General features: G+C 33.2%; 16 protein-coding genes. 6 read left to right on the forward strand and 10 right to left on the reverse strand.

From position 1 onward, the window contains the following. Nucleotides 1–6: 6 nt before the first annotated feature. The 4 genes from SMGD1_RS06940 to SMGD1_RS06955 are packed head-to-tail and all read right to left on the reverse strand — an operon-like array spanning nucleotide 7 to nucleotide 2,733. The gene (locus tag SMGD1_RS06940; RefSeq protein WP_008335391.1) at nucleotides 7–918 is read right to left on the reverse strand and encodes an NADPH-dependent FMN reductase family protein; all 912 of its coding nucleotides are present in this window, start codon (nucleotides 916–918) and stop codon (nucleotides 7–9) included. Next, nucleotides 915–1,766 (reverse strand): lysophospholipid acyltransferase family protein, encoded by an 852-nt coding sequence (locus SMGD1_RS06945; RefSeq protein ID WP_008336223.1) that lies wholly within the window; start codon nucleotides 1,764–1,766, stop codon nucleotides 915–917. Before SMGD1_RS06945 ends, SMGD1_RS06940 begins: the two co-directional genes overlap by 4 nt. Further along, the gene (locus tag SMGD1_RS06950) at nucleotides 1,757–2,443 is read right to left on the reverse strand and encodes a glycosyltransferase family 2 protein (RefSeq protein ID WP_008336996.1); all 687 of its coding nucleotides are present in this window, start codon (nucleotides 2,441–2,443) and stop codon (nucleotides 1,757–1,759) included. Before SMGD1_RS06950 ends, SMGD1_RS06945 begins: the two co-directional genes overlap by 10 nt. Continuing rightward, nucleotides 2,440–2,733, reverse strand: coding sequence for an ApeI family dehydratase (locus SMGD1_RS06955; protein ID WP_008336546.1), 294 nt, complete (start codon nucleotides 2,731–2,733; stop codon nucleotides 2,440–2,442). The genes SMGD1_RS06950 and SMGD1_RS06955 overlap by 4 nt, the downstream gene beginning before the upstream one ends. Nucleotides 2,734–2,830: 97 nt before the next feature. Between SMGD1_RS06955 and SMGD1_RS06960 the strand changes: the two genes are divergently transcribed. Together SMGD1_RS06960 and SMGD1_RS06965 are read left to right on the forward strand one after the other, a co-directional pair. Continuing rightward, on the forward strand, nucleotides 2,831–3,028 hold the full coding sequence (locus tag SMGD1_RS06960; RefSeq protein ID WP_008335442.1) for a hypothetical protein: 198 nt from the start codon (nucleotides 2,831–2,833) through the stop codon (nucleotides 3,026–3,028). Continuing rightward, nucleotides 3,028–4,092, forward strand: a complete 1,065-nt coding sequence (locus tag SMGD1_RS06965) for an SAM-dependent methyltransferase (protein WP_008335714.1) — start codon at nucleotides 3,028–3,030, stop codon at nucleotides 4,090–4,092. Before SMGD1_RS06960 ends, SMGD1_RS06965 begins: the two co-directional genes overlap by 1 nt. Before the next feature lie 23 nt (nucleotides 4,093–4,115). On the opposite strand, the gene SMGD1_RS06970 is transcribed toward SMGD1_RS06965, so the two are convergent. After that, entirely contained in the window at nucleotides 4,116–4,682 is a 567-nt protein-coding gene (locus SMGD1_RS06970; RefSeq protein ID WP_008336771.1) for a hypothetical protein, read from the reverse strand. Nucleotides 4,683–4,834: 152 nt separating this feature from the next. Here SMGD1_RS06970 and SMGD1_RS06975 point away from each other — a divergent pair, with 152 nt between their 5' ends. Continuing rightward, nucleotides 4,835–6,034: a caspase family protein gene (locus SMGD1_RS06975; protein WP_241761454.1), complete on the forward strand. Its 1,200-nt coding sequence runs from the start codon at nucleotides 4,835–4,837 to the stop codon at nucleotides 6,032–6,034. Next, a complete protein-coding gene (locus SMGD1_RS06980) occupies nucleotides 6,034–6,990 on the forward strand; it encodes an LPP20 family lipoprotein (protein WP_008336160.1) in 957 nt (318 codons plus the stop codon). The genes SMGD1_RS06975 and SMGD1_RS06980 overlap by 1 nt, the downstream gene beginning before the upstream one ends. Nucleotide 6,991: 1 nt before the next feature. Here the strand turns inward: SMGD1_RS06980 and SMGD1_RS06985 are convergent, their stop codons facing one another. Genes SMGD1_RS06985 through SMGD1_RS07000 form a run of 4 tightly spaced genes read right to left on the reverse strand, consistent with a single transcriptional unit; the run spans nucleotide 6,992 to nucleotide 9,327 of the window. Then, on the reverse strand, nucleotides 6,992–7,363 hold the full coding sequence (locus tag SMGD1_RS06985; RefSeq protein WP_008341006.1) for a hypothetical protein: 372 nt from the start codon (nucleotides 7,361–7,363) through the stop codon (nucleotides 6,992–6,994). Beyond that, nucleotides 7,339–7,980: a beta-ketoacyl synthase chain length factor gene (locus SMGD1_RS06990; RefSeq protein WP_008341007.1), complete on the reverse strand. Its 642-nt coding sequence runs from the start codon at nucleotides 7,978–7,980 to the stop codon at nucleotides 7,339–7,341. The genes SMGD1_RS06985 and SMGD1_RS06990 overlap by 25 nt, the downstream gene beginning before the upstream one ends. Further along, entirely contained in the window at nucleotides 7,970–9,073 is a 1,104-nt protein-coding gene (locus SMGD1_RS06995; protein ID WP_008335744.1) for a beta-ketoacyl-[acyl-carrier-protein] synthase family protein, read from the reverse strand. Before SMGD1_RS06995 ends, SMGD1_RS06990 begins: the two co-directional genes overlap by 11 nt. Next, the gene (locus SMGD1_RS07000) at nucleotides 9,070–9,327 is read right to left on the reverse strand and encodes a phosphopantetheine-binding protein (RefSeq protein WP_008335260.1); all 258 of its coding nucleotides are present in this window, start codon (nucleotides 9,325–9,327) and stop codon (nucleotides 9,070–9,072) included. Before SMGD1_RS07000 ends, SMGD1_RS06995 begins: the two co-directional genes overlap by 4 nt. Nucleotides 9,328–9,474: 147 nt before the next feature. On the opposite strand from SMGD1_RS07000, the gene mgtE reads away from it, so the two are divergent. Together mgtE and SMGD1_RS07010 are read left to right on the forward strand one after the other, a co-directional pair. Beyond that, on the forward strand, nucleotides 9,475–10,803 hold the full coding sequence (mgtE, locus tag SMGD1_RS07005; RefSeq protein ID WP_008335789.1) for a magnesium transporter: 1,329 nt from the start codon (nucleotides 9,475–9,477) through the stop codon (nucleotides 10,801–10,803). 21 nt (nucleotides 10,804–10,824) lie between these two features. Next, nucleotides 10,825–11,928 carry a CNNM domain-containing protein gene (locus SMGD1_RS07010; protein WP_081444036.1) on the forward strand — a complete coding sequence of 368 codons (1,104 nt, stop codon included), beginning with the start codon at nucleotides 10,825–10,827 and terminating at the stop codon, nucleotides 11,926–11,928. A gap of 164 nt (nucleotides 11,929–12,092) precedes the next feature. Here SMGD1_RS07010 and SMGD1_RS07015 read toward each other — a convergent pair whose 3' ends face one another. Beyond that, complete coding sequence (locus SMGD1_RS07015; protein ID WP_008336315.1) at nucleotides 12,093–13,277, reverse strand: NAD(P)/FAD-dependent oxidoreductase; 1,185 nt, start codon at nucleotides 13,275–13,277, stop codon at nucleotides 12,093–12,095. Nucleotides 13,278–13,333: the final 56 nt, after the last annotated feature.

The following is a 13,333-nucleotide window of genomic DNA, read 5'->3' on the forward strand; positions in this document are numbered from 1 at the left end:
AAGCCCTTATCTTCCACTTGGTAATTCATAATGTTCTTCCATCGTTTTAAGTTTTTCTTTTTGAAATATGTTTAAAATTTTTCTAGCAATTATATTTATTGGTATAACTGTTAATATCAGAGTAATTAAAAAAGTTACATATATTGTTATCGTTATCTTTCTCCCAAGTGAGTACTTTTTTCCTGATGCTTTTATAAGTTTGCTCCAGATTTTAAAGCTTCTGTCTGCTATTTTCTCGGTAGCTATAAGTTTTCCATTTACAGTTGCCGCACCTAAGTTTTTAAGGAGTGCTTCACCAGTTTTTTCTCTGTCTTGATGAAGTGCTTCGTTTAATCTTTTACCAAATCTCGAAGCTTCTTGTATTTCAGACTCTTTGATTCCCGCAGGTGGAAAAAATGCAAATGATTCTTTATTGCCAGTTAGAAGAAATTTTGGAAGTGTTACAAGGCTAAGAACACTGCCTCCTTGATCTGTTAAAGCTACATGGTCTATGAGCTTTGCATCAACTGTTTGTAGCATATCTTTGATTTTTTCTTGAGCTAAAACCCACATGTCACGACAGGCTACGAGTGTAACGACAGGCTTGTTTTTAAAGATTTGTTTTGCTTGAGCTGATTGCATAAAAGCAGTGATGGGAATAGATGGAGCCATATACCAAACTGTATATCCTAAGATAATCAAGTCATAATCATCTTCTAAATCTTCAAGCTCATTAATCTCGCAACCATCCATAAAAACTGACTCTGGAAATTCATCAAAGAATTGGTAAAATGGCCAAGGAAAAGGGTACTTTACTTTTGGTGTAATTGCTTTTATGTCCAGTTTTATCTCTTCATCTGATAAATCAGATACAAAACTATCAATAACGCGTTTAAGCTGTCCTGTTTGTGAGTAGTAAAGTACTAAAACTTTTTTCATACATTTGTCTTTTTAAAAAAATCATAAAAATTATACCATTGATTAGGATGTTTTTTTATTGTTTTCTGTAAGATATTCGTATAATCTTGAGACATTTGCTCTATAGAGCCATCTTCAATCAGTTCTAAGTTTATGTCGTATTTATTTAGTGAATAATTTGTAACAAAGATAGCTACAAGAGGCTTTTTAACTCTAAGAGCAATTTCAAATGGGTTTTTATTTATTAGTACATTTTTATTTAAAAACTCTACTTTTACAGTTTTAGTTTTATCTACAGCTCTATCTGCCATCATCGCTACTAACTCTTTGTTCATTAGAGCATTTGCTATTTGAATATTTGCAGAGATTGCACCTTGATTTAGGTCTATAATCTTTACTCTTTGCTCATTCTCTCTTTCATTGTTTTTCTCTACTTGTTGGATGTTTTCTTTTGTGTTTTCACGCATAACTATGCTCATTGGTGGAAGTTCATCGTTTAGACAGTGAGCGGCACTTGCCCAACTTCCAACATGAGAAAGCAATATAATGCCACCATTTTCATTGAGTAGTTTTATGACGTCACTATTGTGTACGCAAAAAGTCAAATCTTCAGGTTTTATACGAGAGACAAATCTATCAAAGATTGAGATAGCAAACATTTTTAAGTGATTAAAATAGCTTTTATTGGTTAGTTTTATCCCTTGATTGTCATAATAGCTTTTCATAGACTTTTTTACACTTGGTGCAAAAAAGAGGTAATAAAGAGCGACAAAGTTCAGTATAAAAGCAACTAAGTTATAGCCAAAAATATTATATGCAAAGAGTAGCAGTTTATACCCATATGCATTTCCTCGTTGCTTTATTTCCACAACCAGCCTCTAAGTAGAAGATATCTCTGCATAAGCAGTTTTATGTGAAGCAGAGTTATATGTACATTGTCCCAAAGTTTATCAAAGTGAGAAACTCTTTCTCCGTGCGGTGGATAGTAGCACTCAACTTCTACATCTTTAATCTTCCCGCCCCTGTATGAGTGATGTACCAATATCTCAACTTCAAAATCAAAACGACGATTCGTAAGTGGGAGTTCCAGTATAGAAACAGGGTACATTCTAAAACCGCTCTGTGTATCACTTAGAGATTTTAGAGTCTCGAGCATAATCCAGAAGTTACTGAATTTTCTGCCAAACTTTGAACTATTTGGAATATTTTCCTGCTCGAAGTTACGGTTTCCTATAACAATGGTCTCATCTTCGTATGCATCTGTCAGCTTTTGAATCTGTGAGCTTAGATGCTGTTTGTCTGCATCTACACTCACAAAAGAGTCATAACCCAACTCTTTTGCTTTCTTTGCCCCACTTAAAATTGCTTCACCCTTACCCATATTGATAGGATGCGTAACTAATTCTATATCCAAATTTTCAGCATCTACGGGCTTGTCTGAGCCATCATCTACAACTATAACTTTGTAGCCATAACTTAAAACATCTTCAATGACTTCTTTGATGTATGGAGAGTTGTAAACTGGAATAACTATACAAAAATTCACAGGCTGAAACTTGCTACTTCTGCATCTTGGCAGAATACTCTGAATTTGTTGTCATTTCTTTCATATTTGATTGTCTGAGAAGGAGTGATTATTTTAGTGAATTTTGCCTTTTTTATCGTAGTGATATCGAGGTCAAAAACATCTGCAACTATTTCAAAATGCACAAATCCAGGTAAAATTGGTTGAGTTGGAAAGTGGGCTTTAAAAATCGGGTGATTTTCATCACAAAATTCCACTATAGCACTTGCTTCGTCTTTGTGCAAGAGCGTGTATAACTTATCAATTAGCATATTACTCTTTTTAAAATTTATAAATTATTTTACCCTGTTTATGCTAAAAATAAACAAAGCTTTAGTACAATTGATACAATTTTAAAAAGGCAAAATCATGAAATATTTTTTTATATTAATAGCAGCATTATTACTTACTACAGGCTGTACAAAAAAAGAGTTTAAAACAAATTGGCATAATGTAAAAGATGGTACATCAAAGAGATGGAATGATGGCAAAAAAGATTTTAAAAAGTCTACAGAAGAGTATGAAGAGAATAAGAAAAAAGACACTAATACAACTAAAGCTAACTAATGTTTGAAAGTGATGACATAAGCGGAGAAAAAGCTCTTTTAGAAGCTCAAAAAATTGCTTTTGGTCCAGTAGTTTTTCAAACGGCAAGATTACTTCGTGATTGGGGAGTTTTTGAACTACTTCAAAATAACAGAAAAGGCTTTAGTGTAGAAACTATTTCAAACAAGCTTGGCTTAACGCTTTATGCGGCACAAATCTTATGTGAGTCAGGTTTCAGTATGGGTGCATTGAAGTTAGAAAATGATATTTACACATTAACAAAAATTGGTTATTTCCTACTAAATGATGAGATGACAAGAGTTAATATGGACTTTAATCATGATGTGAATTATCAAGGGCTATTCTTCTTAGATGAAGCACTTAAAACACAAAAACCATCAGGACTACACGAAACATTTTCAAAAGAGGAAACGATTTATCCTATACTATCTGAACTACCGCCAAAGGCAAAGCAGAGTTGGTTCGCTTTTGATCACTTCTACTCAGATGCTGCCTTTGTGAAGCTTGTGGATATTATGAGTCAAAAAGGTATTAAAAAGCTTCTTGAACCTGGTGGAAATACTGGAAAATGGTCTATCGCATTAACTAAAGTATCACCTGATACTACGGTTACAATCCTTGATCATCAAGGTCAAATAGACGTTGCTATACAAAATGCAGATGCAAACGGTGTTGGTGAGAGAGTTGATGGTATTGCTATAGACTTGCTTGATCACAGCATACCTTTTCCAAATGGGTTTGACGGTGTTTGGATGAGTCAGTTCTTGGATTGTTTTGCTCCGCAAGATATAATCGCACTTTTAAAACGTTCCAAAGAAGCCTTAAACAAGGATGGAAGAGTTTATATAGTTGAACCATTTTGGGATAGACAAAGTCATGAGATTGGTTCATACTGTCTCATAAACACATCACCATATTTTACGGCTCTTGCAAATGGAACAAGTAAAATGTATAGAGCAAGCGAAATGAAAAAGTTTGCAAATGAAGCTGGTCTTGAGGTCGAAGAAGAAATAAATGGTCTTGGCTTTGGTCATACTTTAATGATATGTAAGGTTAAGGGATAACCTTACATTTTTACTTGTAGATATTAAGTAGCCCCACCAATAATTTCTACAACTCTGTTATCTTGAAATTTATATTGAGAAGTTTTAAATCGGTGATCCCAATATTTCCATAAATCAGCTTTTAGAGAAAGGGTCTGGTGTAAAGGTGGATAACCGCGAGCCAGTAAAACCTCGTCTTTTGTCATACCTACCACGACTTTACCATTTTTAATATTTTCTTTTACAGCTTCATCATATTTAGATAAATCTACTGTGCTTTTAGCAAACAATCTATTTAACATCTCAGAGGTATCAATCTTTGTGTATTTAGTTGATGTAGTATACGTTATTTCAGCACCAAGATATTTAAATACAATGCCATTATTACTGGCACTTATAATTTTAACTTGTGCGTTTATTGGTATAAGCAAACCTCTCGAAAAGTTAAGACCTTGTACTTTATTTTTTTCTGTCCACATAGCCACCTGTGTGTATAGTGAAGCTTGAGAATCTACTAAAGTTTGCTGTGCAGGTGTCAGTTTGGCCGGGCCACAACCAAGCATAATAAGTGTTGTAAAAAATAATACTAGAACCGAAAGTGTTTTTTTCATTGTTTTTTCCTTGAAAAATTTAATATCATGGTATTTAAAATATTCTTTTGTGTTGCTGAATATATAGTGAAGTAATTTTAGTAAATTAATAAACAATAGTTTTAAAAATAAAAATAAAATGATATAATTAAAACAAAAATAAGGGTTTTTTCATGTTAAAAAAAATATTAGTTTCGGTGCTATTTGTCGGATTGTTTTTTCAGGGATGTACTAAGCAGGTTTTAAATCTTAGCAATGTGCCTATTAAACAAAAAGTTCCGATGGAAGACGTAACAAAAGCAATTCAGGCAGGTGCTTTCCAAAAGGGTTGGACTACTAGAGTAGTAAAACCAGGAGAGATTGAGGCTGAGATAGTAATTAAAAACTATATGGCAAAAGTAAAAATAAATTATGATACAACTAATTACAGTATAAGTTATATGGATAGTAAAAATCTAAAATATGATGGAACAAAAGTACATAGAACTTATAACTCTTGGGTGGCAAACCTTAAAAAAAATATAGATGCTAGATTAGCATTGGATAATTCTAATGCACAGATAGGTACTCCATTGGCTGTAAATGGAAATCATAAAGCAAAAAATGGCAGTTCTTCAGGTTACCCATATACATTTAAAAAATCTGTCAAAGAAAAAGAAGATTCTTTCGCACTTGTAATAGGGATAAGCAGGTATCAACAAAATACTCCGGTTGAATACGCAGATACATCGGCTCTAGCTTTTGCAGAACTGGCAAATAAAACCTTCGGTATACCAAAACAAAATATTATAACCCTTGTAAATGATGAGGCTACATCTGGGCAGTTAAAAGCAAAGATTGAATTATTAAAAGAGCTTGCAGATAAACGAGGCAATATCTATATATATTTTGCCGGACATGGTGTTCCTGGTAAAGATGGTAGCACATATATGTTGCCATATGATATGACTGCAGATGGCATACATTTGGAGCCAAGCTTGAAACTGGATAATATTTATGCAAAACTATCAACATTAAATGTAAAAAATGTATTTGTGTTTATGGATAGTTGTTTCAGCGGGAAAGATGATAAGGGAGGCTTGTTATACAGAGGTGTAGCACCAGTTCTTAAGAGCAAAAAAACTGTTATAGATGCGGATAACATTACTATTATTACAGCAGGTCAATCAACTGATTTCGCAAATGACTATAGAGACAAGGGACAAAGAATGTTTTCTTACTATCTTATAAAAGAGTTGTCTGATGGCGAAACTAATCTAAATAAGATTTATCCTGAAATAAAAAGCAGTGTTAAGAGATCATCGTTAATGAAGGGAATTGGTTATAAACAAGTTCCTCAAATTTACGGAAATAAATCGGTGCTGTTATATTAATGAATAAAATATTTTTTCTTTTTCTTGTACCAATTTTGTCTTTTGCATCACCTGCGTGGATGTTTAATTTAAAACATGATAAAAATTATATTATCGGGTATGGAATGGATACTTCACTTGAAAAAGCAAAGCAGAATGCTATGATGGATATCACACATTCCATATCTGTAAGCGTAGAGTCAAATGTTGATATATCTACAAAAGACAACAACGGTAAAGCCAGCAATAATTCTTCTGTAGATTTACACACTCGCTCAAAAGCTATATTGAGTGGTGTTGAATTTATAAAAATCGAGCAAAACAAAGATTTATGGTGGGTAGCTGCAAAATATGACAACTCTCCTGTTGAGATAAAGTTTAGAAAATCTTTGCCTGAGACTTTTAAAGATGAAAATCAAAACAGATATTTAAAAAATACTCCTCTTGGTAAAAGCATAGATGCTGAGTTAAAACATAAGCTTAACTATAATGTAGTCAGAAAAGACAACCTTTGGCAGTTAAAGTATAGAGATGTGCTGGTTCCGATAAACCAAGTGAACTTCTATAAACTATTTTCAAATCAAAAAACTAAAGCTATCTCAATGAAAGCAAATCAAAAGATTTATGTTACTCATGATGAGATGTTCTTTGAATTGGAGCACAAAAAGAGTGGGTATATATCTATTTTATATGTTGAGCATAATGGAAAAGTAGGTGTTCTTTTATCAAATAAAAAATCAGACAAATCTTTTAAATATCCTGATGCAAAAAATGAAGATGTTTTTAAAATAGCAAATCCATACGGTAAAACTATACGAGAACTTTATGTAGCAATCTATTCGAAAGAACCTATAGATCTCAATCAGTTTGAAAATGTTGGTCACAGTCTTCTTGATGATAGTAACTTTGCTTTTGAGAAGTTACTATCTTTGTTACAGGAGTATGATTACTCTACGTATGCAATAAAGATTAGATAATTTACTGCAAGGCTATAACAAAAACACCAGATGCTATAAGTTTCTTAGAATGACTTGCTTCAAAACTGAAATAAGTCAATGCATCTAGAGCATGCTGGTAAGTTACTCTAATATCGTACTCTAAAGATTCTGCTTTTTTTATAAGCTTGACATTCTTTAGAGTCACTAAAAACCCCATCTTTCCTTCGCCATCACTAAATGCAGCACTACTTTGTGCGGCTGCTTCAACAAGCATGGAAAGTGTTGGTAAAGATTCAAACTCAGCTCTTACAAGAGCTGAAGTCTCATCTTTTGAGATAATATATTTTGCAAATCTTACAGGTGCCTGATGAGGTAGATTTAACTCTTTCACAGCTCTACTTCTATTATGCATCTATCATTTTCTTTACACAAATCATATAAGTTTTTCATCCATTCTAAAGAGTTTGGTACACCAGCAAGAGCGTTATTTTGTATTATTAAGTTTGCTGAATCTTCTGTTTTTTTAATGACAAAAGCTATACCGTATTCAAGTTCATCTTTACACTTGTTTAAAACATCAACACCATCAAAATTCATAGCTTCAATTGCGCATACAAAAACTTGCGTCTTGCTTTGCAGAGCTAAAGCACCTTGTTGCATAACAGTGTATGAAGTATTGTCACCAGATGATAAAGTAAGTATTTCATCTGTATTGCACTCAACTATAGAGTGATAAGAGGGAGCAGTATTGTAAACAGAGTTTTGAAAGGCGGTTGGGCTTACTGCTTCTTTAGAATTTATAGCTTCTAATATAGCTACACTATCTCCAAGTTCTCCATAGGCACTTCCATAAACTATAGCACCTTTTTGAAAGTCACATTCATGTGCAAGGTAAATCAGTATTTTTGAACTTCGACTTAGCCTACGTCTGATCATCATCTTTGTGACAAGCTCTTTTTCATTGAGGTTTTCAATTTTTAAAGGGTGATGAATAATAGCCTTTTTTATGATCTCAACATTAACTTTCATTAACAACTCCAAAAACAAGTGCAACATTATTTCCGCCAAAAGCAAAAGAGTTGCTGAGTGCGTACTCTATCTTTGATTCTCTTGCATCTGATATTAGGTTTATATCTTTTTCTTTTTGTGTGCAATCGAGTTGAGGAGGCATTAGTTGTTTTTTTAGAGCTTCTACGCATATTATTGCTTCTATGGCTCCGGCAGCACCAAGAGTATGGCCTAAGTTTGATTTTGATGAACTAACAGCTACTTCATTGCCAAATATTTCAAGTATTGCATTTGCCTCTGATTCATCGTTTGCCTGTGTGCCAGTTCCATGAGCATTGATATAGCCAATTTGATTTGCTTCTATATTAGCATCTGATAGTGCTTTATTTATAGCAGATATTGCTCCAGTTGAAGTTGGATCTGGATTCGCAATATGGTAAGCATCACTGCTTGCACCACAACCACATAACTCCACAGAGTTTTTAGTTGGAAAATTTTGAAGCAGTAAAGCGCCGATGCCTTCGGCTACATTCATCCCTTTTCTCTCACTCTTAAAAGGTGTACAAATTTCATCAGATAAAATGCCTAAAGAACTAAAACCAAAAACAGTAGTAGAACATATCTCATCAGCACCTACTACTAAAATATTTTCATATGCATTTATAGCAATAAGCTCTTTTGCAGTTTTTAGCGCATTTGCACTAGAGGTACAAGCGGTTGAATATGAGCGATGTGATAAGAAATTAAACTTAGCATCTAAAGTAGAAGCTATGACGTTTATAGTGTGTTTTTGCGGATTGATATTTTTGTAGTTTTTATCTTTAAAAAGGATCTTTTCTGTTGTTGCCATACCACCAACTGATGAGCCTACAAGCAGAAGGGTGTTTGAAAAATCTTTTAAGTTAGAAGCATTTAGAACTTCTTTAACACTTTTAATAAGAAGTTCATCGAAGTTAAAACCTTTTTCAAACTTTCCTATACATACTTTTTTTTCACTGACAATATTATCATAAACGCTTAAAGCACTTTTTTTATGAAACACAGCGTCTAAAGTCTTTTTAGTGTCTCCTGAAGCGCTTTGCATGGCACAAGCAGTTATGTATGTTTTACTCAATTTTTTAATTGCTCATTTATGTATGCTGTTAATGATTCACAAGAAGCGAATATATTTTCAGCTTCAGCCATATTAGTAACTTTAACACCAAATTCTTTTTCTAAAATCAGAGTTAGCTCAATAGCATCTACGGAGTCTAGTCCAAGACCTTCATCCCCAAAAAGTGGCATATCATCTTCTATCTCATCTGGGCTAATATCTTCAAGGCTTAAGCCTTGAATAATTTTGTTTTTTAAATCTTCAATATTTACCATAATAATTTTTCCTTTTATGAAGATATATTATACATTATTACTCTTTTAACTTAATTATGAATGTAATGGTATAGGCATCTTAAATATTACTTTGATTTGAATTTAACGTATCATGACAATTAAGTAATTAGGGTATAATTCCAATATATGAATAAGTTAAAAGAGTATTTAAATTCTCATGAGATTAGTGAGATTCACCCATCCGATATTGCTAAAATTTTAAAGCAGCTAGATGATAGCGAGTTTACTGACGCCATAAAACTAGTTCCAAAAAATTTGATTGGTGATGTTGCTCTTGCCCTTCCTGATAGATACTTTGATGATGTTGTTGAGTCTCTTAGTGTAGACGAGTTGTCTCACGCTGTTAGTGAACTTGAATCTGATGATCAGTTAGAGTTTATGCAGGGGCTTGGAGAAGTTGATGAGAATGTAGCATCTCAGGTTTTTGATACTTTGCATGAAGATGACAGGCAAGAGATAACGAAGCTTCAAACATATGACGAAGACGAAGCCGGCAGGTATATGCAGCTGGAAGTTTTCACTGCTTTGAAAGATGAGATAGTACATGATGTAGTAAAACGATTTGCTGCTCTTAGAAAGGCTAATGAGCTTGAAAATGTTCAAAATCTATTTATTACAAATAAAGAGAATAAGCTTCGATATACAGTTGGTTTAGATGATTTGTTGATATTTGATTTTACTAAAACATTAAAAGAAAATATTGAAGATAGTGATGATAGTTTTGAGCCAAAAATAGCTTATGACAGAGATGATATAAAAGAAGTAGTTCACTACTTTGAAGAGTATGACCTCTCTGTTATGCCAATTGTAAATGCTTATGGTGTTTTACTTGGTCGTATTACTTCAGATGATATCTATGACATCATCAATGAACATGCAACAGAACAGATGTATAACCTTGCCGGGGTTGATGATGAAGCGGAAGAGGATGATGAGATATTAAAAGCTGGACGTAAGCGTGCTACTTGGTTGTCTCTTAACCTCTTTACAGCTATCGCTGCTTCTTTGGTAATTGGTATGTTTTCAAATACGCTTGAGAGCATGGTTGCACTTGCTGTTCTTATGCCAATTGTTGCATCTATGGGTGGAAATGCTGGAACTCAAAGTTTAACAGTTGTTGTAAGACAATTAGCACTTGGTGAAATATCACAAGGCGATGCAATGAGGATTATAAAAAAAGAGGTAAGTATTTCTCTTGGTAATGGCATCTTATTTGCTATAATTATGGGTTTTGTTGCTGCTGCATGGTTTGACATGTCAATGCTTGGAGTAGTCATCGCCCTTAGTATGGTCATAAACCTCCTTGCCGCAGGCTTTTTTGGTGCAATAATACCTCTATTTTTACAGAGAATGGATATTGATCCAGCCATAGGAAGTACAGTTATTTTAACAACTGTAACAGATGTTGTAGGGTTTTTGAGTTTTCTAGGTCTTGCAACACTAATTTTATTATAATTTAAAGGATATTCAAAATAAATGGATTTATTAATTCTATTTTTCGTTTTGTCAGTGAGTGTTTCGTTTTTGTGTTCGATTTTAGAGTCTGTACTTTTATCGGTAAATATGTCATATATTTCGGTGTTAGAGAAAGAGAAGCCAAAAATTGGAAGATACTTAAGACTTCATAAAGAAAATATTAATAAATCAATTGCCTCAATTTTAATATTGAATACAATTGCAAATACATTAGGTGCAGCAGCAGTTGGAGCACAAGCTTCCATTCTTTTTGGAAATGAAGCAGTAGTTTATGTATCAATAGTTTTAACATTCGCTATTTTATTTCTATCAGAAATTATTCCTAAAACTATCGGAGCAATTTATTGGAAGCAGTTAGCTCCTATGTCGGCTCAATTTATTAGAGTTTTTATCTTTATAACTTATCCAATCATTTTAAGTACACTTTTTGTTACAAATAGAATATCTAGAGGAAAGCAAAATGCAAATAGTTTAACGAAAGAAGAACTACTTCACAGTATGCTTCTTAGTGAAGATGACGGTATTATTGACGAAAAAGAATCTGATTTTATTGAGAATATTTTAAATCTGAACAAAATAAAAGTAAGAGATGTCCTTACCCCTAGAAGTGTTGTTTTTGGAATTGATGAAACGATGAGTGTTAAAGAGATTTTAGAGACAAAAGGCGCTATATTTAAGTTTTCTCGTATTCCTGTATACAATGGTTCTCTTGAAGATGTGACGGGAATAGTTTTAACTAAAAAGATATTTAAACAAGCATTGAAAGATGATAGTGTTAGTGTAGGTTCTATAAAAAAAGATATATTTACCATCAATGAAAACATTCCAGTTTCAAAGGCTCTAGACCTATTTATATCTAAAAAAGATCATATGTTCTTAGTAATAGATAACTATGACCAAACAGAAGGAATACTTACTTTAGAAGATTGTGTTGAGACAATTTTAGGTGTAGAGATCGTAGACGAGAGTGATACTACAGAAGATATGCGCGAACTTGCAAAAAGAAGAATGAAACAAAAAAGAAAAAATAAGGCAAACAGCGAAGCTAAAGAAAATGCCTTGAGGTATGAAGCAACTAACATGTCTACAGATATAAAAAAGTAATACCGCACCCTAAAGGGGAAAGTAGTACGGTATTGCTTTGAATCTAAGGGAAGTGACCGAAAGAAATCTATACTTCATGAGGACATAAAGTCCTATATTTCTCTTTCTTGACTCGTATTGTAAAGTTAAAAAGTGTGGATAAAGTGTGAGTTATGAACATTATATCAGATACCTGGTATTCTTGGTATCTTGTTTAGTTTAGATAGTTTGCAGTACACACCCCATCCTTTTTTTAGCCAATGACCAACTATAGGAAGAGGAATCATAAGAGCTCTTTTATTATCTCTATAAATAAATGAAGCACCATTGCCACTATCCATGATACAAAGAATATTTATGTGCTCTTGGTAACCTTTGAATTCTGATTTTCCTTGATCTTTTTGCGCAATATTAAAAGCGACATTTCTAGCCATTATTTCTGCAACATGACCTTGTTTAGCTCTCCAGTCTGCTCCTTCTAAAGCTGCAATATCACCTATGGCATAAATATTAGTTGGCATATCACTCTCATTAAATACAACATGACACTGATCGTCAATAGTTATAAATCCAGCTTCATTAGTTGGAAGGTCTGACTCTCTTACAATATTATGACCATCTCCGGCAGCAATGAACATTGTAAAGTCTGATTCTAATTTTGTATCATCTTCAAATATAATACCATTAGCTTCAAATGCTTTGATTTTTTTACCAAAATGTTGGTTAATACCAAGTTTTTTAAAAAATACTGCCATCATTTTAAGAGCTTTTTGACCCATTCTTTTTCCAGGTTCGGGCATTGGTGCAAAAAATGTCAATTCAAAATTATCTCTAATCCCTTTCTTCTTTAAAAGGTTATGAATATTAAAAAGTAGCTCAAATGCTGGTCCTCCACGAACAGCAGAAGTGTCTTTTGGATTTCCTCCAAAACCGAAGCAGATTTTACCGCTTCCTTTTTCTATAAGGGCTTCAATAGAATCTCTAATTTGTATAGACTGCTCAGGTGCACCACAGATAGATAGTGTATTTTCTATACCTTTATGCTTCATCTTTGAAGCACCCATAGCTAGTATAACATGGTCGTAATCTTTTAAAACTTCTCCAGAAGCCAGTGTGTAAAAGTTTTGTTTTGCATTTATATTTACAAGAGCATCAACCACTAAGTTGAAGCCGTGTACTTTTTTTAGTGCATTTAAATCTATACAAACATCCTCAAAAATTTGTTCTCTAGTTGGAATCCAGATTGAAGTAGGGTAGATGAAGAAGTAATCTCTTTCACTTACTAAAGTGACATCATAATTTGATTTTCTTAAAAAGATTGCAGCTTCAAGACCAGCAAAGCCACCCCCAATAATTAAAACAGTTTTCATAAGTACCTTTGTATAAAACATAATAATAAAAAATATTACAACAAGTGATATTAAAA

Source organism: Sulfurimonas gotlandica GD1, assembly GCF_000242915.1.
GTDB lineage: Bacteria > Campylobacterota > Campylobacteria > Campylobacterales > Sulfurimonadaceae > Sulfurimonas > Sulfurimonas gotlandica.